Source organism: Alphaproteobacteria bacterium US3C007, from assembly GCA_034423775.1.
In the GTDB taxonomy this organism is placed as follows: Bacteria; Pseudomonadota; Alphaproteobacteria; order Rhodobacterales; family Rhodobacteraceae; genus Thalassovivens; species Thalassovivens spotae.
In genome coordinates, this window is record CP139918.1 from 365,797 (window position 1) to 385,673 (window position 19,877).

The window sequence follows — 19,877 nt, forward strand, 5'->3', positions numbered from 1 at the left end:
TTTTGGAACAATCTTAGAGACTGGTGCAATACAAGGTAAATCAGATGAAAACGCAAGATATGAACCGCGATTGGATCGCCACAGCCAGAACATTATCCGAAGCCCTGCCTTATCTGCAGCGCTATGATGACGCGATCGTGGTGATCAAACTTGGCGGCCATGCCATGGGCAGCGACGCGGCAATGGAAAGCTTCGCCCGCGACGTGGTGCTGATGCAGCAAGTTGGGATTAATCCGATCATCGTGCATGGCGGCGGGCCTATGATCAACACCATGCTGGATAAATTGAACATCCAGTCAGAGTTTGTAAATGGCAAACGCGTCACAGATGATAAGGTCATCGAAGTGGTTGAGATGGTTTTATCGGGATCCGTAAACAAGCGCATCGTACAAGCAATCAACCAGCAAGGTGGGCGCGCCATTGGTTTGTCAGGCAAAGACAGCAATCTGATGCTCTGCACGCAGACAGACCCCGCGCTTGGGCTGGTTGGCACCCCCAGCAAAATTGATCCAAGCGTTCTGAAAACGCTTTTTGACAATGACTTGATCCCAGTGATTGCGCCGCTTGGCGCTGGCGAAAAAGGCGAAACCTATAATGTAAATGGGGATACCGCAGCCGGGGCGATCGCAGCGGCCTTGAAGGCAGATCGCCTTTTACTGCTCACAGATGTTGCGGGCGTTAAGGATGCAAACGGCAATGTTCTCACCGAACTCACCGCCGCCCAAATTCGCCAAATGACGCAGGAGGGCGTGATCGCAGGCGGCATGATTCCCAAAACAGAAACAGCGCTTGCAGCCCTGAACGGCGGCGTGCGCGCTGTTGTTATCTTGGATGGGCGCGCACAAAATGCCTGCTTGCTCGAGCTGTTCACCGAACATGGCGCAGGCTCTCTTATTCGTGACGCGCTGCCTTGATAAAAACCGCGCCGCATAGGGCTGTGCGTCGTGTCAACTCAACAGACGCTCATGCGACAAGCGATACAAGCAGATGAATCCTGCCCAAACCCCTGAGCGCCTTTTAGAAGTCACGCAGCTGGTGGATGCAACCGGTCTGATGGTTTTAGGCGGGCTGCACCCAGAAGAAACCGATCTGGTCCCCACAGGCTGTAAAACACTGATTTTGCTTGGCCCCAAAGATCAACATTTCTGGCCTATTTTTGCCAAAAGCCCGGAAAAGGCAGATGGTGCACCAGACCCGCTTGACCGGTGGTCTGAAAGGGTTGTGTCCGATTTGGCAAAGAAGCTAAGCGCGCAGCCCGTCTTTCCATTCGGCGGGCCGCCTTACGCTCCTTTTTATTCATGGGCTTTGCGCTGCGGAAATATCTTTAGCTCGCCCATCCGCCTTTTGGTTCATCAACAAATGGGTTTATACGTTTCTTTTCGGGGCGCGCTTGCCCTACCATGGCATCTAGATCTGCCTCAGAGCGGGCCCTCGCCCTGCATCGGCTGTTCGGCCCCCTGCCAAAGCGCTTGCCCCGTCGAGGCTTTTGAAAACCGCGCTTATGATGTTGCAGGCTGCCGCGCTCATATCAACGGCCCAGACAGTTCAAGCTGCCGCTCGACGGGCTGCGCCGCGCGCCGGGCCTGCCCCATAAGCAAAAACGCGGCGCGCCCGCACGCGCAATCGGCATTTCACATGAAAACTTTTGCAAATTGAGTAAGCGCCTAATTTTAATGCGCCATGCGCAATCCGATGATTTTGAACACTCTTGCGATTTTGAGCGTCCGTTAAGCGTCCGCGGACAGCAAGACGCCGCGCATATGCGACACTGGTTCCACGCGCAGGGCTACCACCCACAAAACGCTTTGGTATCAGCGGCAAAGCGTACTGCTGAAACCTATGACTTATTACAAATCGAAAATTGCCACGCCTTTCTTTCAAAAGCTCTTTATCTTGCCCCTGCAACGACGCTGCTGACTGCTCTGAAAAAGACCACAGGACCCTCAGTTCTGATGATTGGGCATAATTTTGGGATCTCAGATCTGGCCAACCGTTTGCGCAAAGACAGGTCGGCAAACCCAGAGTTCAAAATCTTTCCACCCGGCGCGATCTGGGTAGCTGATCTGCCGATAGAGGATTGGCGCGTTCTCAATTGGGGCGCAGCCAGCTCAGTCAATTTTACAAGCCCCCAAGATGTACGAACGAAGCTGTCAAACGGCCCGCGTCGCTAACAGCCGTTAATGGCCTAAAATCTGGCTCAGAAACAATTTTGTCCGATCCGATTGCGGGTTTCCGAAAAACTCCTCGGGTTCGTTTTGTTCGACAATTTGCCCTTCATCCATGAAGATCACACGGTTGGCCACTTGCCGGGCAAAACCCATCTCATGCGTGACGCAAATCATCGTCATGCCATCTTCGGCCAAGGCAATCATGGTGTCTAACACCTCTTTGATCATTTCTGGATCAAGCGCCGATGTCGGTTCATCAAAGAGCATAATACGCGGCTTCATGCAGAGCGATCGCGCGATGGCCACCCGTTGCTGCTGCCCGCCGGATAATTGACCCGGATATTTATCTGCTTGTTCTGGAATTTTCACCTTTTCCAGAAAATGCATGGCGGTTTCTTCCGCCTCTTTTTTGGGTGTTTTACGCACCCAAATCGGCGCAAGCGTGCAGTTTTCTAAAATCGTTAAATGGGGGAATAAGTTGAAATGCTGGAAACACATGCCCACTTCAGACCGAATTTTATCAATATTCTTAAGATCGGAAGACAGCACTGTACCATCAACCGTGATCTTGCCCTGCTGATGTTCTTCTAAAGCGTTGATACAGCGGATCAACGTCGATTTTCCTGATCCCGACGGACCGCAGACCACAATCCGCTCGCCCCGATTCACCGTTAGATTGATATCGCGCAATACGTGAAACGCACCATACCATTTATTCATGCTCTGAATGTCGATCGCGACTTCGTCCGAGACGGTCAATTTTGCAGGTTGTGTCATAAAAGCTACCTTTTAACGGTGATCGGTTGCGAGCTGTCGCTCGAGCCATTGTGAATATTGCGAGATGCCAAAGCAAACGATGAAAAACAAAACTGCTGCGAAGCCAAGCAGCTCCCAATAAATTCCATTCCATTCCGTCGCTGACAGTATCGGACCACGGATCATTCCGACCAAATCAAACATCGAAATAATCGAGACCAATGTGGTGTCTTTGAACAGCCCCACAGCAACATTTACAATCCCAGGAATAGAGATCTTCAAAGCTTGCGGAAGAATAATAAGACGCATCGACTGCGCATAATCTAAGCCTAAACTGCCCGCAGCCTCATATTGCCCCGCTGGTAAAGCGGCTAACCCGCCCCGAATAACCTCGGCAATATAGGCCGCCGAAAACAGCGTGATCATAATAATAACCCGCAAGATCAAATCAAAATTGGTGCCTGGCGGCAGAAAATACGCTAGAACAACATTGGCTACAAACAACAAGGTGATCAGCGGAACGCCTCGAATAAATTCGATGAACACAACGCAAATGGCCCGAATAACCGGCAAATTTGATTGCCGGCCCAAGGCGAGCAAAATCCCCAGCGGAACCGATAAAGACACGCAAACAGTTCCCAGAATGATGTTTAACATAAAGCCGCCCATATCACGGCTCGGAACGGCTTCAAGCGCTATGAAATTGCTGAGCGGAGCGCTTAGATAACCGCCCAAATACCAACTGAGGAAGGCTGCCAATGCGGCAGCGAATAAAGCCACAGCGAATTTTTGTTTGGCCATCATTTGAAAGGTTTTGTAACCAGCGATAAATCCAACCAATCCAACGACAGGTGTGACGATACTTCCCCCCCAAATCAACCAGTAGGCTAAAAATGGGTAAATCGCAGTCAACACCAGCATCTTGCGTGGAAGTTTCGAGAACAGCACAGGCGCGACAGCAACCAGCAACAGCACAAAGCTAAGACTAGGACGCCAATAGAGTTCCTTTGGATATTTGAAACCGAAAATTAATTGGTTCCAGCGTTCAGTTAATACAGAAAAGCACCCACCAGATAGACCGTCGAGAACTTCATAGCATTCCCATTGCGAGGATGTCGTCCATACTCCGTTTAAGAGCCAAGGAACAATCGCTGCAGCAATTTTATACAAAAGGTAAACTGCTAAAACTGTCATCAAAGAGTTAAAGAGCGATGAAAATAAATTCTCACGCAACCATTTCACCACACCAGACTGGCTAGAAGGCGGCGGTGCCGGCGGCAAGGCTGTGTGGCGGACAAAGGCTGTGACTTGCTTGGCCATCTTATCGCCCCTTCAATTTAATCGAGTGATTATAGACATTCATGATGGCAGAAATGCCAAGCGAAATTATGAGATAGAAGGCCATTAGCAAGAGAACAGTTTCAATGGCCCGCCCCGTCTGGTTCAACGTAATACCGCCCAAAGTACCAGTAACATCCATATACCCCACGGCAATCGCCAACGATGAGTTTTTGGTCAGGTTCAAATAATTTGAAATCAACGGTGGAATAATTACGCGCAGAGCTTGCGGCAGGATCACGAGGTTCATAATCCGCCCCGGTCGCAAACCAAGCGAGGCGGCTGCTTCGCTTTGACCTTTTGACACCGCTTGAATGCCCGCTCTTACGTTTTCGGCAATAAACGCGCCGGTATAAATCGATAACGCGAACCAAAGTGATAATAAGGATCCGCGCGCCCAGATACCGCCTTTGAAATTAAACCCTTTCAATGCCGGGTATTCCAAACCAATCGGGTTTCCTAACAGAAAAAACATCGCCAGCGTTGGCACAAATAAAATAGCTAAGCTCGGCCAAAGCACGGGTAGAATAACCCCATGATCAAACAAAGTTTTGCGCGCGTATCTGCGATAAAAAAGAACCGCGATAAGCGATAGGATGAATGCAACAATTACGATCCAGCCACCATCATATAAAACCGGTTTTGGCATGTAGATCCCGCGACCGGTGAAGGCAAAGGAATCGAACAACATTGATGCTTCAGGATTTTCACCCCGAAACGCACGCGGTTGAGGTAACACTGATAAAAAAATCGCGTTTATAATCAGGATCCAGATCAATACTGGTATATTGCGAAACACTTCCACATAAACGGCCATAGTTTTGGCAACGAGCCAATTGTTTGAGAGTCGTAAAACACCTGCTAGTACACCGAAAACAGTGGCCGTTATACACCCTAAAACAGCAACCAAAAGAGTGTTTAAAACACCAACGATTGAAGCTCGCAGATGTGTAGATTGGCTGTCATACTCGATCAAACGCTGATTAATATCATAACCCGCCGGCTCACCCAAAAAACCGTAAGAAATATCCAAACCTGCTGCAGCTAAATTCTGCAATAGGTTCCATCCCAAAAAAGCCATAATGCAGATTAGAAAAATTAACGCTAAAAACTGGAACGTGTAGGACCGATAACGCGTATCGTTAATCAACATTGATAGACGGAATTCAGACGCGTCCGTTTGGACAGAAAGAGACATATAGGGGGTTCCAGACTTTTTCTAAAATAACGGCGCTTATCTCGCGCAATTTTGGAAATAAATCAATAAAAAAAGGGCGCTACAAAAGCGCCCTTTCTATTTTGTAACTTAACGGAAAGGGGGTGAGTAAATCAGACCACCATCAGTCCACAAAGAATTTACACCTCTATTCAACTTAATAGGAGTGCTTTCACCAATATTACGGTCAAATGACTCGCCGTAGTTTCCGACCGCTTGAATTGCCCGCAAAGCCCATGATGCATCCAGGCCTAGGTAATCCGCCAATTTACCTTCTGTACCCAAAAGACGTTTAACTTCTGGAATGTTTGAATTGGCTGCCAAATCCGCTGCGTTAGCTGCAGTCACGCCAAACTCTTCCGCAGTGATCATCGCGTTCAAAGTCCAACGCACAATATCGCCCCATTCGTTATCACCATGGCGTACAACAGGACCTAACGGCTCTTTAGAAACGATTTCTGGCAAAACAACATGGTCATCTGGCTTTTCGAAGCTTGTCCGAGTAGCCGCCAACGCTGAACGATCTGTCGTATAAGCATCGCATGCACCAGCTAAATATTGCTGCTGTGCTTCGGCATTCGTTTCAATTGGAACTGGTTCATAAGAAATGTTGTTCAACCGGAAAAAATCCGCCAAGTTCAACTCAGTCGTTGTACCTGTTTGAATACAAATTGTTGCGCCATCCAACTCAGTAGCCGAAGAAACCCCCAGATCGGCAGAGGCCATAAAGCCTTGTCCGTCATAGTAGTTCACGCCTACAAAATCTAATCCAAGCTCAGTATCACGCTGGAAACTCCAAGTGGTGTTCCGTGACAGCATGTCAATTTCACCCGATTGAAGCGAGGTGAAACGAGTCTTGGTGGTTGTTGGTACAAACTCAACAGCAGTTGAATCACCTAAAACAGCTGCTGCGACGGCGCGGCAAACATCAACATCGAAACCAGCCCACTCACCGTTAGCGTCAGGACTTGCGAACCCAATCAAACCTGTGGAAACACCACAATTTAACTTTCCGCGTGCTTTCACGTCATCCGCTGTGCCCGCAAATACGCTGCCAGCAGACATTGCTGCTAGGGTAACTGCGCCTAAAACTAAGGATTTTTTCATCTTTACCTCTTTCTGATGATTGTCCCAAACTGGGACTTCTGATTAGAACGGTATGTCCAACCTCACAAACTAACCTGCGCCAACGGCCCAAGTGATTCCGCAGTGTGGCCAATTTTTTACGTTATCGTCAAGCAAACTATCACCAAAACCATGATTTGAATTGGCTCAAAGCTCTATCACCCACTGGTGTAACCTATTTTTCAACCACAGCGTGTAAAAAAATCATATGCAGCGAGAAAATCTGACTTTTTCAGCGCGGCATGCGCCGCAGCCTCCTCATCGATTCCCCATTGTTCTTCCTGCCAAATTTCATCAAGCCGGCATAATTCCCACGCTTGTTCAGGCTTAAGATGACCTTCTATAACCGCCAAAGCCGCAACCAAACTGCCGGGAAATGTAACCAGATCATGAAAAGCGGTTAACTGAAACGCTGAAAGACGCTGCATCGGCGCTGCCAAGTTCAAAACGGACTCTGCCGCTTGCGCCAGATAGGTCACCCCCGATGTGCTGTGTAAAATCGCACCATATGTTTGCCCTGCCCACTCTAGCAATGGATCCCAGGCCTCCGCTTGTCGCGCGTTTAGCTCGGCCGGCTGCGCCGCGCGATAGCAGAGTAAATCGGTTTCACCATAAGCCGCCAACATGTTCAAAACATCTTGGAATTGGCGCGTCACCTTATCCAAAGCGGCATTGGCGCGGCGGGTATAGGGCATGGTTTCAGGGCGAACAGTTTCAACCTGCACGCGCCACTCTGCGGCAACCGCCTCAGCCAAAGCCTGCGTGGGCAACGCCAAAAGCGTTTTTGCCGGAGTTTTTACCAAGCGGCCATCGAGCAAGACCGTATAGCCAAGCTCTTGTTGCGCAATTTCAACTTGCGTCCAGAATCGTTTTTGCTGCCAATCAGCCATGACCTATGCTTTCATTATTTGAGAAATGAGGCCCGGCAACTCAGACACCGTATGGGCAATATGCGTACAACCAGAAAGCTGATGCGCCTCGTGATATCCCCATGTCACACCAATCGTGTGCATACCCGCTGCGCGCGCCATATCTCTATCATAACTGGTATCCCCAATCATCACGGCACGGCGCGCCTCAATTCCGGTCTCCAATAGAGCCTGATGCAACATGCTCGGATGCGGTTTTGAGGGGTGCTCATCTGCAGTTTGCGTGGTGAGGAAATAAGAGTGCAATCCGCCTGCCTCGAGCAAGGCGTTCAAGCCACGGCGCGAATTTCCCGTTGCCACCCCCAAAATAAACCGCGGATCCTGGTGAAACTGCCGCAAAAGGGGTAGGATCCCCGCATAAAAGCACGGATCTGGTTGGTCTGCGCGCTGCCCGGCAAAATACTCTTTAAACGCTTTTTCTGCCAAATCACGTTCCCCATGATCGACCTGCGGCACCAAGCGATAAAACACCTCTGGCAGCGAAAGCCCGACGCAAGACAAAACATCTTGGCGCGGCGGCATTGGGCGCCTGAGCGTGGAAAAGGCGTGGGCCATCGCACCGATAATATGCGCTTGGCTATCCACAAGCGTGCCATCGACATCCAAAACAATCAAAAACGGCGCCAAACCCTACCCCACAAAATCTTCAAACGGATCGTCTTCGATATCATGCGTGTCCCATTGAAACGTATCCCACGTGCGCTGCATATGTTCGCTTAACTCAGCCGTAAAACTGATTGGTTTTTTATGAACAGGGTGTTCAATGCGCAAAAAGCGCGCGTGCAGATGCAGCTTACGGCTGATATCGCCGCCCAATTGAGCACCCCAGCCATCGCCTAAATTATCCTGGCTAGATCCTCCATATTTTCCATCGCCAATAATGGGATGGCCGATTTCCGCCATATGCGCGCGCAATTGATGCGTGCGGCCGGTGATTGGTGCCAAAGCCACCCATGCGCCGCGTTTGGCCAAAGCACTGAGGACACGATAATCGGTTAAAGCGCGTTTCGCGCCCTCAACAGAAGCCACATCACGTGGATGAACACAGTGCATTTTTTCGCCCGCACCTTTGGCGCCATGACCCATAGATTTCACCAATCCATATTTGATAGTGCCCGATTTGGGCGCAGGCACCCCGGCCACTGCCGCCCAGTAAATTTTACGCGTCTCACGATGTCGAAACGCTTCCGTTAACGCGCTGGCAGCCGCGCGATGACGCGCCAGAACCAAAATGCCCGAGGTATCCTTATCTAAGCGATGCACCAAGCGTGGCTTCTCATCATGGCCAAAGCGCAACGCATCGGCCAACCCATCCACGTGGCGAGTTTGTTTGCTTCCCCCTTGCGTGGCCAGCCCCGGTGGTTTGTTCAAAACGATGATATGATCATCTTTATACAGAACAGCATTTTGTATCATCCGAGCATCTTGCGGGCTCACGCCGCGCGCAACCACGGCCCTTGGCTTCAAATCACTATCGGTTAGGGGAGGGATGCGGATCTCTTGGCCGGCCGCGATACGCGTCGAGGCTTTGCAGCGCTTACCATCAACGCGCAGCTCCCCTTTTCGGCACATCTGTTCGATGCGTGCTTGCCCCAATTGCGGAAAGCAATGGCGCAACCAGCGATCTAACCTTTGATCAACGCTGTCTTCCTCAACCGTTAGTTTTTGTACTCCGCTCATGCCGATACCGCTCGCATTGCTATAAACCCAAGAAAAACTGCCGCCAAAGCGCCTAGAACGCTGCCACATAGATAGGCAAGCGCAAATCCGAACCGCCCCATATCCAAAAGCTTCAGCAAATCCAACGAAAACGCGGAAAACGTGGTGAAGCCTCCAAAAATGCCCGCCATCAAAAACAGGGGTGCGATCTCACTCAACCGACCGGCGAAATAGGAAAAGGCCAGCCCCATCAAGAACGATCCGATCACGTTTACGCTCAGCGTGCCATAGGGAAACGCCACCATCTGCACCAAACAAAAACGCAAAAGCGCGCCAATGCCGCCGCCACAAGCCACAAGAAGATAAACCATAGCCGTGCTCATCCGCTCTGCTCGCGCCAATGTCAAGCCAAAGCCGGATCACCGATCATCACGCCGACGCGCTCTTAATTTATCAAAATAAGCAATACGCTTTATCAGATCGCGTTCAAACCCCCGCTCAACCGGTTCATAAAACCGCAGCCGTCCAAATCCTTCTGGAAAATAATCCTGCCCAGAGAACCCATCAGGAGCGTCATGATCATAAGCATACTCGGCGCCATAGCCTTGATCTTTCATCAACCCCGTCGGGGCGTTCAAAATATGCTTTGGAGGGGGCAGCGATCCGCCGCGCGAGGCGGCGCGGCGGGCGGCTTTATAAGCGCTATAAATCGCGTTCGATTTAGGCGCCAACGCCAGATAAGCCACCGCTTGCGCAAGCGCCAGCTCACCTTCCGGGCTGCCCAATCGCTCGTAACTTTGCCAGGCCTCAAGGCAGATCCGTTGCGCATCCGGATCTGCCAAACCAATATCTTCGATCGCCATTCGCAATATGCGCCGCCCCAGATAACGTGGGTCCTCGCCCCCCTCGAGCATGCGTGCCAGCCAATATAACGCCGCATCCAGATCAGAGCCGCGCACGGATTTGTGCAAAGCCGAAATCAAATTATAATGGCCATCGCCCGATTTATCATATTGCGAAGCGCGGCGGCTAAGACGCTTTGCCAAACCTTCTGCGCTGACCTGCGCCGCATCCGGCCATGACAACGTTTGTTCGACCAAGTTTAACAACATCCGGCCATCCCCATCGGCCATCGTAATCAACAACTCTTTCGCCTCAAAGGTTAAAGGCAAGTCACGGTTCAAAACCGCCTCAGCCCGCACCATCAATTGCATCAGATCAGAATCCGCCAAGCGCGTCAGCACCAACACTTGCGCGCGCGATAAAAGCGCTGCGTTCAGCTCAAACGACGGGTTCTCGGTACTGGCCCCCACCAATAAAATTGAGCCATCTTCAATATAGGGTAAAAACCCATCTTGCTGCGCGCGGTTAAACCGATGGATCTCATCCACAAATAATAAAGTTCCGCGACCATTTTTATGCCGCAAACGCGCCGCTTCAAAACATTTTTTCAAATCTGCAACGCCCGAAAAAATCGCGCTGATTTGTTCAAAGAAAAGATCCGTATGATCGGCCAACAACCGGGCTAATGTGGTTTTTCCCACGCCAGGCGGCCCCCAGAAAATTAACGACGTCAACTGTCCGGAGGCAAGCATCGCCCCCAAGGGTGCATCCGGCGCCAATAACTGCGCCTGCCCAATCACCTCATCAACGGTTTTTGGGCGTAATCGCTCAGCCAAAGGAACCGGCCCCTGCGCCGCATCTGCATCGCTGGAAAAAAGGTCGCTCATAACCGAAACCGCAACGCCAAGCGCCGCGCTCCGCGCAGAACAGCGATTTCACCCCGGCCATTGGTCGCTCTTAATCTTCGGTCAATATCTTGAAGCTGTTCCAGCGGCTCTCCGTTCACCGCAAGGATCACATCACCAACCCGCAATCCAATCCGCGCGCCCAATGGCCCAGTGTCTAAAATAACAAAGCCAAAGCTGGTCCAGCTTAATTTATAACGCTCTTGAATAGCAGGATTTATCGTGCTGATTCTAAGCCCTGACAAAATACTGTTTCCAGACAACACAGTTTCAATCGCTGGCGGGATATTTGGCGCGGCGGATAATTCAACCGTGATCACACGGGCACGACCGTCGCGTAGGCGCGTTATTTCAGCAAATGCGCCCAAGCCTGTTACGGACAATCGATAAAGCATCTCTTCTGGTGTGGTCACTGCAGCACCATTCACACCCTTGACAATATCACCAATCTGAAACCCGGCTGCGCGAAATGGGCTTTGCGGATGTAACTCGGTCAGTAAAATACCTTCATAGGGGCGCAAGCCAAGCGTATCGCTGATATCTGAGGTGAGTGTTTGGGCCTTTAATCCCGCCCAAGGCCGCTGAAACGATGACGCGCCAGCTCGTGCTTGCGCCACAAATTGTTCAACCAAACTGGCCGGGATTGCAAAGCCGATACCGTTTGAACCACCTGAGCGCGTTAGTATCGAGGTGTTAATGCCGATGAGACGCCCCTGCATATCAACCAAGGCTCCACCAGAGTTTCCTGGATTAATGGGCGCATCTGTTTGAATAAAATAACCGCGCTGATTGCCAATGGCTGCGCCCGAGCGTGCCAATCCAGAAATAATCCCACTGCTGACTGTTTGGCCCACGCCGAACGGATTTCCAATCGCCAGCGCCAATTCACCAACCTCAACCGTTTCACTTTCTCGCAGCGTCAAAAACGGCAAAACTGGCGCTGCAAGCAATTGCAAAACGGCCAAATCCGCGCCTTCGTCGCTTAACAAAACCTGCGCCTGATATTCACGCCGGTCCTGCAAAACCACGCGGATTGAAGTTGCTTGGGCCACAACGTGATAATTCGATACGATCAAACCATCGCTCGACACCAACACACCAGATCCCAAGGAGTTTTCAATTCGAGGCCGCTGCGCACCAAAGTTTTGAAAAAAATTGCCAAAAAAGGGATCATCTGCAAACGGGCTGTGCGCGCGCCTATCCACCTGACGCTGCGCATAAATATTCACCACAGCCGGCGCGGCAGATTTCACCAATGGCACAAAGCTAAAGGTCATGTCTGCACGCGATTGAGGCACCCTGTCACCCGCAGTCAGGGGCAGCGCAACCCCGATCGCAAAGAGCCAAAGTAAAATCGCAAAACGCATTTTTGAACCTTTTAAACAGCCGGCCCTGAAGATATGCGCAAGCGCCAAGGAATTTACAAGATATCTTCTGAAAAACAAAAACCCCCGGCCAATAGACGGGGGCAATTCATGTTCTCAATCGCGCGACGTTTAGTCCTGAGCGGCTTCCTCGGCGGCACCGCGGGCTTTGTCCGCCGCGCCTTTTGCATCGACATCACGATCTACAAATTCGATAATTGCCATTGGGGCCATATCGCCATAGCGAAAGCCAGCTTTCATAATCCGAACATAGCCGCCTTGGCGCTCTTTGTAGCGCGGGCCTAAAATATCAAAAAGCTTGGTGACATATTGGTCTTCTTTCAATTGCGCGGCAGCTTGACGGCGCGCGTGCAGATCACCCCGTTTGCCCAATGTGATCAATTTTTCAACGATCGGACGCAGTTCTTTAGCTTTTGGAACCGTGGTTTTGATCTGCTCATGTTCAATAAGCGATCCTGCCATATTCGCCCAAAGCGCTTTACGGTGTTCGTGAGTCCGGTTTAACCGGCGGTAACCTTTTGCATGACGCATGTTTCATCTCCTATATTTTTGCTTTGTCTGGCAGCCGATGCGTGTCAGCCACTCTCCTTGGGGCAGATGCCCTATTTTCCCCGCACAAAGCGGGCATTTAAAAGGGCGGGCGCGACACCCGCCCTATTCTTAAAAATTATCTTCGAATTTCTTTGCCAGATCTTCGATATTATCCGGTGGCCAATCTTCGACATCCATCCCAAGATGCAAGCCCATACCAGACAGCACTTCTTTGATCTCGTTCAGCGATTTGCGGCCGAAATTAGGCGTCCGCAACATCTCGGCTTCCGTCTTCTGGATCAGATCACCGATGTAAACGATGTTATCATTTTTCAAGCAATTTGCCGAGCGCACCGACAATTCAAGCTCATCCACTTTCTTCAACAGCAGCGGGTTAAACTCGAGACTGTCTTCATCTTCATTGCGACCTGCGGATTCTGGTTCATCAAAATTCACAAAGATCGACAATTGATCCTGCATAATACGCGCAGCATAGGCCACCGCATCATCCGGCGTCAAAGAGCCATCTGTTTCAACTTTTAAGGTCAATTTATCATAATCAAGCACTTGGCCCTCACGGGTTGGCTGCACATCATATGATACTTTTTTGATCGGCGAATAAATCGCATCGATAGGGATAAGGCCGATCGGTGCATCTTCCATTTTATTTTTATCGGCAGAGACATAGCCTTTGCCGGTGTTCACCGTCAGCTCCATAAACAAGTCTGCCCCATCATCTAAATGACAGATCACATGCGACTTGTTCAAGATTTCGATACCTGCGCTGTCAGAAATATCGGCAGCGGTGACTACACCGGGGCCTTTTGCACTGATCGACAGGCGCTTGGGCCCTTCAACTTCCATCTTCAAGGCCACGCCTTTGAGGTTCAACACGATATCGGTTACGTCTTCGCGCACACCGGCAACCGAAGAAAACTCATGCAGCACGTTATCGATTTGTACGCTTGAAATCGCAGCACCTTGCAGCGAGCTCATCAAAACACGGCGCAACGCGTTGCCCAATGTCAATCCAAAACCGCGTTCCAATGGTTCTGCAACCACTGTGGCCACGCGCGCCGGATCGTTTCCTGGTTTAATCTCTAATTGTGCGGGTTTGATTAATTCAGCCCAATTTTTATGGATCATGCGTCCCTCCATTCTTGCAACTGCCCCATGACCAAATAGCCAGTCGCGCCCGAGGTTAAAATCACGAAGAGAGGGCTGCCTGCGGGCACCCCTCTTTCAAACGTAGCGCGGGTTTATACCCGGCGGCGCTTTGGTGGGCGACAGCCGTTATGGGCCATCGGTGTCACATCGCGAATGGATGTGATGTTAAACCCAACGGCGGCCAAAGCACGCAACGCGCTTTCTCTGCCAGAGCCGGGCCCTTGCACTTCGACCTCAAGCGTTTTCACGCCATGATCCTGTGCTTTGCGCCCTGCATCTTCAGCGGCCATCTGCGCTGCATATGGTGTTGACTTGCGCGAACCTTTAAAGCCCATCGTACCAGCCGAAGACCACGCGATCGCGTTGCCTTGCACGTCAGAAATGAGGATTTTAGTATTGTTAAATGAAGAGTTCACATGCGCAACACCGGCTGCGATATTCTTGGAAACCTTCTTCTTGCCTGCACGGCGAGTATCTCGTGCCATAATCTGTGCCCTTTCCTATTTCTTCTTGCCAGCGATGGCTTTGGCAGGGCCCTTCCGGGTGCGTGCATTGGTATGCGTACGCTGTCCACGAACCGGCAGGTTACGACGATGGCGTAGGCCACGATAACAACCAAGATCCATCAAACGTTTGATGTTCATCTGTGTTTCGCGGCGCAGATCGCCTTCAACCGAATAATTGGCGTCAATATGCTCGCGCACTGACAGTACTTCGGAATCGCTTAATTCATTTACGCGACGCGTTTCATCAATCTTGACGGCTTCGCAAATGGCTTTGGCCGAAGATAGGCCAATTCCGGTGATATAGGTAAGGGCGACTGGAACCCGCTTATGCGTCGGGATGTTTACGCCGGCGATACGTGCCACGTTATATTTCCTTTTCGTTGCGGTTCCGTAATCCCGGAACCTTTTTTCACAACGTCCGATCACCCACCTTGGCCGGGATCGAAGCTGTCTCAGGTAATCTTGCACATAGAAACGTTTATCTGCAAAACTCGTTCAGTTCAGAAGTATCAGCCATTAAGAGGATTCAAAGACCCCGTCAAGCCCAAACCTTTGATCAATTCAAGATGTTGGCGATTTCAGATTGCACCTTATCAATGCTGGCAAGACCATCCACCGATACAAGCTTATCATGGGCAAAATAATATCCAAGAAGAGGCGATGTCTTCTTGTAATATTCCATCAAACGTTGACGCAGGCTTTCCGCGTTATCATCCGCGCGGCGGCTAAACTCGGTGCCGCCACAATTGACACATTTTCCATCGGCAGGCTGAGGTTTGGTGATGTCGTGATACACTTCACCGCAGGACGCGCATGTGGAGCGCCCCGTGATACGCGCCACAAGAGCCGCATCATCCACTTTCATCTCGATAACCGATGCTAATGATTGGCCACATTCTTTCAATAGGACATCCAGCGCCACCGCCTGCCCCAACGTCCGGGGAAATCCGTCAAAAATAAAACCGCCGGCATTTGCCTCTGACAGTTTTTCACGGATCAAACCGATCACAATGTCATCCGTGACCAAATCCCCGCGCGCCATCACCTCTGCCACTTTTAGGCCCATCTCGCTGCCACTGCTTTTGGCATCGCGCAACATATCACCAGTCGACAGCTGTACCATGTCACGGGTGTCAACGAGATGTCGCGCCTGCGTTCCTTTTCCGGCGCCGGGCGGGCCTAACAGAATAATATTCATCGACGTGCAGGTCCTTTTTTCCGACGCGCCTTTCCTTTACCACGCAATTGCGATTTCTGGATAAGGCTTTCATACTGATGAGCAAGCAAATGCGATTGAACTTGCTGAATCGTATCCATTGTCACCGACACCACGATCAAAACCGAGGTGCCACCAAAATAAAACGGAATGGCAAGTTGGCCGCGCAGAATCTCAGGTAAAAGGCACACCGCTGCAAGATAAGCTGACCCCAAGACCAGCACGCGGTTCACCACATATTCAAGATGCTCAGCCGTTTTTTGCCCTGGGCGAATACCGGGAATAAAGCCGTTCTGGTTCTTTAGATTATCGGCCACATCGTCCGGCTTGAAGGACACATTGAACGTGTAGAAATACGCAAAAAACACGATCATAGCTGTGAAAAAGGCCAGATAGAGTGGCTGGCCGGGGCCGAAATATGCCAAAATGGTCGACATAACCGGGCCGGTTTGCGACCCCGAAAACGTACTGACAGTGGTGGGCAAAAGCAGCAATGAACTGGCAAAGATCGCCGGGATCACGCCGGCCGGGTTCACTTTTACAGGCAGGTGCGAATTCTGACCTTCCATCACCTTCATGCCAACTTGGCGCCGCGGATATTGGATGATGATTTTGCGCAGAGCGCGCTCCATAAACACCACGAAGGCGATTGTCGCGATCACCATCACAATCACACCAACAATAACCGCTGGGCTGATCGCGCCAGAGCGCCCAGACGCAAAGAATTGCGCCAAAGCAGAGGGAATTTCGGCAATGATGCCAACGAAAATGATCAGCGAAATCCCATTGCCAATACCACGGGCTGTGATTTGTTCGCCCAGCCACATCAAAAACATCGTACCGCCCACCAGCGTGATCAAGCAAGACACGCGGAAAAACATCCCAGGATCGGTAACCAAATCACCCGCTTCCAAGCTGGCCGCCAAGCCATAGGCTTGCAACGTGGCGAGAAAAACGGTTCCGTAACGCGTATATTGGTTGATTTTCTTGCGGCCTTGTTCGCCCTCTTTTTTAAGCTGCTCAAGCTGCGGCACCATCGAAGTCATCAGCTGAACAATAATAGAGGCCGAAATATAAGGCATGATACCAAGGGCAAAAATACCCATCCGACCAAGCGCGCCGCCCGTGAACATGGTGAGCATGCCACCGATGCCGCCCTGCGCCTGCTCCATAAATTCGCGCAACGCGGCGCCATCAATACCTGGAACGGGAATAAACGTCCCAAGGCGGTAAACCACCAACAGGCCCAAAGTAAATAGAATTCTGTTCCGCAGATCGGTCGCCTTACCCAAGGCGGCCCAACTGGTGTTTGCGGCCATTTGCTCTACTGCGGATACCATTTCTATCTCTCTTTATAGCAAACGCCGCCAAGAGCGTTTTCCGGCTCGTTGGCGGCGTTATGGAAAACTTCAACCTCTATGTAAGCAGCCCTAAGCGGCTTAACAAGATGTTATTCTTTAGTTGCGGCCACTGGCGCTGCAATTGTCAGGCTGCCACCCGCTTTTTCAACCGCTGCAATGGCAGATTTTGACGCGCCTGTCACGGTAAGCGCCACTTTTGAGGTCAGCTCGCCCTTTGACAAAATGCGAATTCCGTCCAATTTGCGGCGCACCAAGCCAGACGCGATCAAAGCATCTTCCGACATATCCGCTTTCGCGTCTAATTTACCGGCTTCAATAAATTTCTGGATCAAACCAAGGTTTACAACGGCAAATTTCTTACGGTTCGGCTTGCTGAAGCCGCGCTTTGGCAAACGTTGATACAAAGGCATCTGGCCGCCTTCATACCCGTTAATCGCCACACCTGAGCGTGATTTCTGGCCTTTGATACCACGTCCGGCAGTTTTACCCTTGCCAGATCCTGGACCGCGCGCCACACGTTTCTTCTTGCGTGTTGCGCCTTCATTATCGTGTAATTCGTGTAATTTCATGTCGCTTCCCCTTTGCCGGAACTGCCCTTCGAGCGACCAAAGGGGCAAACACGGCGTTGCAATTGATTCTGTGCCCTCGAAAGGCCACCGGAGGCGTATAGACTCAGACCCTCCTTCATGCAAGCCCCAGAGCACCCAGCAATTAAATCATGCTGCCAAGAAGCCTTTCGCCGCCTGAAAGGCCTCTGCAGCGCCCCATTTAGGCGCTGCCAAACCAAGCCCAACAAAAGTCTATGGTTCATGCGAGCAACTTGAATAAGGGTCTAACGCGCCCAATTTCTTTGAACGGCACAAGCGCGTGGCAAATGAAAAAACGCGCGTCGTGCAATCTGACTGGACGGTTAAGTTGGTCGAACGAATATCAGCAGAGTCGCAGCGCTCTCAAGAAAAGCACACCGCGGCATACGCCAAACCCGCCACTTTATATCTATGTCCACAGAATAAAACGCCCCGGGAAGATCCCGAGGCGTTTTTAGTTTCACTTTTAGAAGGGCGCGCTTTAGTTATCGCGTTCTTCGATAATCTCAACCATATGCGAGATTTTATTCACCATACCGCGCACCGCCGGGGTATCTTCCAGCTCACGGGTTTTGTGCATTTTGTTGAGGCCCAGGCCAATCAGCGTCTGACGCTGCTTTGCAGGGCGGCGGATCGGAGACCCGGTTTGTTTTACAACAATTGTTTTCGCCATTCTTCTGGTCCTTAAGCTTCTGCGGTTTCAACCGCGTCGGCTGCTGCCGCGGGCTCATCGCGTTTCAGGATATCAGCAACCTTCTTACCGCGGCGTTGCGCCACCATACGAGGGCTCGATTCATTCACCAGACCGTCAATTGTTGCACGGATCATGTTATATGGATTTGACGATCCAACTGATTTTGCAACAACATCCTGTACACCAAGCATTTCAAACACGGCGCGCATAGGACCACCGGCAATGATACCAGTACCCGTTGCGGCGGTGCGCATCACAACTTTACCAGCGCCATGACGGCCCTGTACGTCGTGATGCAAGGTGCGGCCTTCGCGCAATGGAATACGCACCATCTGACGTTTGGCTTGCTCGGTTGCTTTGCGGATGGCTTCAGGAACTTCCTTTGCCTTCCCCTTACCATAGCCCACACGGCCCTTTTGGTCGCCAACAACCACCAATGCGGCAAAGCCGAAGCGTTTCCCACCTTTAACGGTTTTTGACACCCGGTTGATCGAAACGAGACGATCGGCGAACTCAGGCGCTTCATCACGATCGCGACGGCCCCGGTTGTTTTGTTCTCTAGCCATATCTTCGTCTCCTTAAAACTTAAGTCCACCTTCACGGGCGGCGTCAGCCAAAGCTTTGACACGTCCATGAAAGAGAAGTCCACCGCGATCGAAATAGCAGTTATCAACGCCTGCTGCTTTTGCGCGCTCGGCAATTGCCGCGCCCACTTTGGCAGAGGCCTCTACGTTGTTTTTGCCAATGATGCCTAAGTCTTTTTCTAAAGACGAGGCAGCTGCCAACGTACGACCATTCACATCATCGATCAGTTGAACGCTGATGTTTTTATTGCTGCGGAAAACCGACAGGCGCACGCGCCCTGCATTTACCTTACGAAGTTTGTTCCGAACGCGCAGACGGCGCTTCAAGAACAGTTGTCTTTTGCTACTTGCCATTATTTTGCGTCCCTACTTCTTCTTCCCTTCCTTGCGGAAGATAAATTCGCCTTTGTAACGGATCCCTTTGCCCTTGTAGGGCTCTGGTTTCCGCCATTCACGGATGTTAGCGGCCACTTGGCCTACACGTTGCTCATCAATACCTTCGATAGTGATCTCTGTTGGCTTAGGCGCCGTCACAGTTACGTCACTTGGGATTTGAAAATCAACATCATGCGACAGTCCAAGGTTCAACTTCAGAACATTGCCCTGCAACTGTGCCCGATATCCAACGCCCGTGATTTCAAGTTCTTTTTTGAACCCGGTTGTCACACCCGTCACGAGGTTTTGAACCATTGTACGGCTCATACCCCATTGCTGAAGCGCGCGCTTTGAGCTGCCACGCGGGGTAACCGCAACGGCGTTTTCATTTACTGCGATGGTCACATCGTCAGTCGCTTTGAAGCTGCGAGTACCTTTTGGACCCTTCACTTCGATCATCTGGCCAGATACCGACGCGCTTACGCCCGATGGTAGCTCGACAGGTTTTTTACCAATACGAGACATCCCTGAC

Annotated in this window: 24 protein-coding genes; 3 read left to right on the top strand and 21 right to left on the bottom strand. The window is 51.1% G+C overall.

The window, feature by feature from the left end; all coding sequences use genetic code 11:
• The first annotated feature begins 44 nt into the window (after positions 1 to 44).
• The 3 genes from argB (at position 45) to UM181_01855 (ending at position 2,171) form a co-directional block, all read left to right on the top strand.
• Positions 45 to 914, top strand: coding sequence for an acetylglutamate kinase (argB, locus tag UM181_01845; GenBank protein ID WQC63376.1), 870 nt, complete (start codon positions 45 to 47; stop codon positions 912 to 914).
• A 73-nt stretch (positions 915 to 987) separates the two neighbouring features.
• Entirely contained in the window at positions 988 to 1,656 is a 669-nt protein-coding gene (locus UM181_01850; protein WQC63377.1) for a ferredoxin, read from the top strand.
• Positions 1,653 to 2,171, top strand: coding sequence for a histidine phosphatase family protein (locus UM181_01855; protein ID WQC63378.1), 519 nt, complete (start codon positions 1,653 to 1,655; stop codon positions 2,169 to 2,171). The genes UM181_01850 and UM181_01855 overlap by 4 nt, the downstream gene beginning before the upstream one ends.
• Before the next feature lie 6 nt (positions 2,172 to 2,177).
• On the opposite strand, the gene UM181_01860 is transcribed toward UM181_01855, so the two are convergent.
• The 21 genes from UM181_01860 to rplF all read right to left on the bottom strand — a co-directional run bounded on the left by UM181_01860 (position 2,178) and on the right by rplF (position 19,870).
• Positions 2,178 to 2,945 carry an amino acid ABC transporter ATP-binding protein gene (locus UM181_01860; GenBank protein ID WQC63379.1) on the bottom strand — a complete coding sequence of 256 codons (768 nt, stop codon included), beginning with the start codon at positions 2,943 to 2,945 and terminating at the stop codon, positions 2,178 to 2,180.
• A gap of 12 nt (positions 2,946 to 2,957) precedes the next feature.
• Positions 2,958 to 4,244, bottom strand: a complete 1,287-nt coding sequence (locus UM181_01865; protein WQC63380.1) for an amino acid ABC transporter permease — start codon at positions 4,242 to 4,244, stop codon at positions 2,958 to 2,960.
• Position 4,245: 1 nt separating this feature from the next.
• Positions 4,246 to 5,460, bottom strand: a complete 1,215-nt coding sequence (locus UM181_01870; GenBank protein WQC63381.1) for an ABC transporter permease subunit — start codon at positions 5,458 to 5,460, stop codon at positions 4,246 to 4,248.
• Between the two features lie 108 nt (positions 5,461 to 5,568).
• A complete protein-coding gene (locus UM181_01875) occupies positions 5,569 to 6,585 on the bottom strand; it encodes an amino acid ABC transporter substrate-binding protein (protein ID WQC63382.1) in 1,017 nt (338 codons plus the stop codon).
• A gap of 200 nt (positions 6,586 to 6,785) precedes the next feature.
• Positions 6,786 to 7,493 (bottom strand): ATP12 family protein, encoded by a 708-nt coding sequence (locus tag UM181_01880; GenBank protein WQC63383.1) that lies wholly within the window; start codon positions 7,491 to 7,493, stop codon positions 6,786 to 6,788.
• Positions 7,494 to 7,496: 3 nt separating this feature from the next.
• Positions 7,497 to 8,159 carry an HAD-IA family hydrolase gene (locus UM181_01885; GenBank protein ID WQC63384.1) on the bottom strand — a complete coding sequence of 221 codons (663 nt, stop codon included), beginning with the start codon at positions 8,157 to 8,159 and terminating at the stop codon, positions 7,497 to 7,499.
• 3 nt (positions 8,160 to 8,162) lie between these two features.
• Positions 8,163 to 9,212 (bottom strand): RluA family pseudouridine synthase, encoded by a 1,050-nt coding sequence (locus UM181_01890; protein WQC63385.1) that lies wholly within the window; start codon positions 9,210 to 9,212, stop codon positions 8,163 to 8,165.
• Positions 9,209 to 9,574: a fluoride efflux transporter CrcB gene (gene crcB, locus UM181_01895; GenBank protein ID WQC63386.1), complete on the bottom strand. Its 366-nt coding sequence runs from the start codon at positions 9,572 to 9,574 to the stop codon at positions 9,209 to 9,211. The genes UM181_01890 and crcB overlap by 4 nt, the downstream gene beginning before the upstream one ends.
• 36 nt (positions 9,575 to 9,610) lie before the next feature.
• Positions 9,611 to 10,921, bottom strand: coding sequence for a replication-associated recombination protein A (locus tag UM181_01900; GenBank protein ID WQC63387.1), 1,311 nt, complete (start codon positions 10,919 to 10,921; stop codon positions 9,611 to 9,613).
• Positions 10,918 to 12,306: a trypsin-like peptidase domain-containing protein gene (locus UM181_01905; protein WQC63388.1), complete on the bottom strand. Its 1,389-nt coding sequence runs from the start codon at positions 12,304 to 12,306 to the stop codon at positions 10,918 to 10,920. The genes UM181_01900 and UM181_01905 overlap by 4 nt, the downstream gene beginning before the upstream one ends.
• Positions 12,307 to 12,435: 129 nt before the next feature.
• The gene (gene rplQ, locus UM181_01910) at positions 12,436 to 12,855 is read right to left on the bottom strand and encodes a 50S ribosomal protein L17 (protein WQC63389.1); all 420 of its coding nucleotides are present in this window, start codon (positions 12,853 to 12,855) and stop codon (positions 12,436 to 12,438) included.
• 129 nt (positions 12,856 to 12,984) lie between these two features.
• Positions 12,985 to 14,001, bottom strand: coding sequence for a DNA-directed RNA polymerase subunit alpha (locus UM181_01915; GenBank protein WQC63390.1), 1,017 nt, complete (start codon positions 13,999 to 14,001; stop codon positions 12,985 to 12,987).
• 113 nt (positions 14,002 to 14,114) lie between these two features.
• Positions 14,115 to 14,507, bottom strand: a complete 393-nt coding sequence (rpsK, locus tag UM181_01920) for a 30S ribosomal protein S11 (protein WQC63391.1) — start codon at positions 14,505 to 14,507, stop codon at positions 14,115 to 14,117.
• A 15-nt stretch (positions 14,508 to 14,522) separates the two neighbouring features.
• Positions 14,523 to 14,891, bottom strand: coding sequence for a 30S ribosomal protein S13 (gene rpsM, locus UM181_01925; protein ID WQC63392.1), 369 nt, complete (start codon positions 14,889 to 14,891; stop codon positions 14,523 to 14,525).
• A gap of 193 nt (positions 14,892 to 15,084) precedes the next feature.
• Positions 15,085 to 15,726 (bottom strand): adenylate kinase, encoded by a 642-nt coding sequence (locus tag UM181_01930; GenBank protein ID WQC63393.1) that lies wholly within the window; start codon positions 15,724 to 15,726, stop codon positions 15,085 to 15,087.
• Positions 15,723 to 17,084: a preprotein translocase subunit SecY gene (secY, locus tag UM181_01935; GenBank protein WQC63394.1), complete on the bottom strand. Its 1,362-nt coding sequence runs from the start codon at positions 17,082 to 17,084 to the stop codon at positions 15,723 to 15,725. The genes UM181_01930 and secY overlap by 4 nt, the downstream gene beginning before the upstream one ends.
• Positions 17,085 to 17,194: 110 nt before the next feature.
• The gene (gene rplO, locus UM181_01940; protein WQC63395.1) at positions 17,195 to 17,674 is read right to left on the bottom strand and encodes a 50S ribosomal protein L15; all 480 of its coding nucleotides are present in this window, start codon (positions 17,672 to 17,674) and stop codon (positions 17,195 to 17,197) included.
• Between the two features lie 499 nt (positions 17,675 to 18,173).
• Positions 18,174 to 18,365 (bottom strand): 50S ribosomal protein L30, encoded by a 192-nt coding sequence (rpmD, locus tag UM181_01945; protein WQC63396.1) that lies wholly within the window; start codon positions 18,363 to 18,365, stop codon positions 18,174 to 18,176.
• An 11-nt stretch (positions 18,366 to 18,376) separates the two neighbouring features.
• A complete protein-coding gene (gene rpsE / locus UM181_01950) occupies positions 18,377 to 18,952 on the bottom strand; it encodes a 30S ribosomal protein S5 (protein WQC63397.1) in 576 nt (191 codons plus the stop codon).
• Positions 18,953 to 18,964: 12 nt separating this feature from the next.
• Positions 18,965 to 19,324, bottom strand: coding sequence for a 50S ribosomal protein L18 (gene rplR / locus UM181_01955; GenBank protein ID WQC63398.1), 360 nt, complete (start codon positions 19,322 to 19,324; stop codon positions 18,965 to 18,967).
• A gap of 12 nt (positions 19,325 to 19,336) precedes the next feature.
• Complete coding sequence (rplF, locus tag UM181_01960) at positions 19,337 to 19,870, bottom strand: 50S ribosomal protein L6 (protein ID WQC63399.1); 534 nt, start codon at positions 19,868 to 19,870, stop codon at positions 19,337 to 19,339.
• Positions 19,871 to 19,877: the final 7 nt, after the last annotated feature.

Excerpts from the sequence above, each read along its gene's own strand:
- argB (WQC63376.1), top strand. The coding sequence starts at position 45 with ATGAAAACGCAAGATATGAACCGCGATTGGATCGCCACAGCCAGAACA.
- UM181_01850 (WQC63377.1), top strand. The coding sequence starts at position 988 with ATGAATCCTGCCCAAACCCCTGAGCGCCTTTTAGAAGTCACGCAGCTG.
- UM181_01860 (WQC63379.1), bottom strand. The coding sequence starts at position 2,945 with ATGACACAACCTGCAAAATTGACCGTCTCGGACGAAGTCGCGATCGAC.
- UM181_01865 (WQC63380.1), bottom strand. The coding sequence starts at position 4,244 with ATGGCCAAGCAAGTCACAGCCTTTGTCCGCCACACAGCCTTGCCGCCG.
- UM181_01870 (WQC63381.1), bottom strand. The coding sequence starts at position 5,460 with ATGTCTCTTTCTGTCCAAACGGACGCGTCTGAATTCCGTCTATCAATG.
- UM181_01875 (WQC63382.1), bottom strand. The coding sequence starts at position 6,585 with ATGAAAAAATCCTTAGTTTTAGGCGCAGTTACCCTAGCAGCAATGTCT.
- UM181_01880 (WQC63383.1), bottom strand. The coding sequence starts at position 7,493 with ATGGCTGATTGGCAGCAAAAACGATTCTGGACGCAAGTTGAAATTGCG.
- UM181_01890 (WQC63385.1), bottom strand. The coding sequence starts at position 9,212 with ATGAGCGGAGTACAAAAACTAACGGTTGAGGAAGACAGCGTTGATCAA.
- crcB (WQC63386.1), bottom strand. The coding sequence starts at position 9,574 with ATGAGCACGGCTATGGTTTATCTTCTTGTGGCTTGTGGCGGCGGCATT.
- UM181_01900 (WQC63387.1), bottom strand. The coding sequence starts at position 10,921 with ATGAGCGACCTTTTTTCCAGCGATGCAGATGCGGCGCAGGGGCCGGTT.
- UM181_01905 (WQC63388.1), bottom strand. The coding sequence starts at position 12,306 with ATGCGTTTTGCGATTTTACTTTGGCTCTTTGCGATCGGGGTTGCGCTG.
- rplQ (WQC63389.1), bottom strand. The coding sequence starts at position 12,855 with ATGCGTCATGCAAAAGGTTACCGCCGGTTAAACCGGACTCACGAACAC.
- UM181_01915 (WQC63390.1), bottom strand. The coding sequence starts at position 14,001 with ATGATCCATAAAAATTGGGCTGAATTAATCAAACCCGCACAATTAGAG.
- rpsK (WQC63391.1), bottom strand. The coding sequence starts at position 14,507 with ATGGCACGAGATACTCGCCGTGCAGGCAAGAAGAAGGTTTCCAAGAAT.
- UM181_01930 (WQC63393.1), bottom strand. The coding sequence starts at position 15,726 with ATGAATATTATTCTGTTAGGCCCGCCCGGCGCCGGAAAAGGAACGCAG.
- secY (WQC63394.1), bottom strand. The coding sequence starts at position 17,084 with ATGGTATCCGCAGTAGAGCAAATGGCCGCAAACACCAGTTGGGCCGCC.
- rplO (WQC63395.1), bottom strand. The coding sequence starts at position 17,674 with ATGAAATTACACGAATTACACGATAATGAAGGCGCAACACGCAAGAAG.
- rpmD (WQC63396.1), bottom strand. The coding sequence starts at position 18,365 with ATGGCGAAAACAATTGTTGTAAAACAAACCGGGTCTCCGATCCGCCGC.
- rpsE (WQC63397.1), bottom strand. The coding sequence starts at position 18,952 with ATGGCTAGAGAACAAAACAACCGGGGCCGTCGCGATCGTGATGAAGCG.
- rplR (WQC63398.1), bottom strand. The coding sequence starts at position 19,324 with ATGGCAAGTAGCAAAAGACAACTGTTCTTGAAGCGCCGTCTGCGCGTT.
- rplF (WQC63399.1), bottom strand. The coding sequence starts at position 19,870 with ATGTCTCGTATTGGTAAAAAACCTGTCGAGCTACCATCGGGCGTAAGC.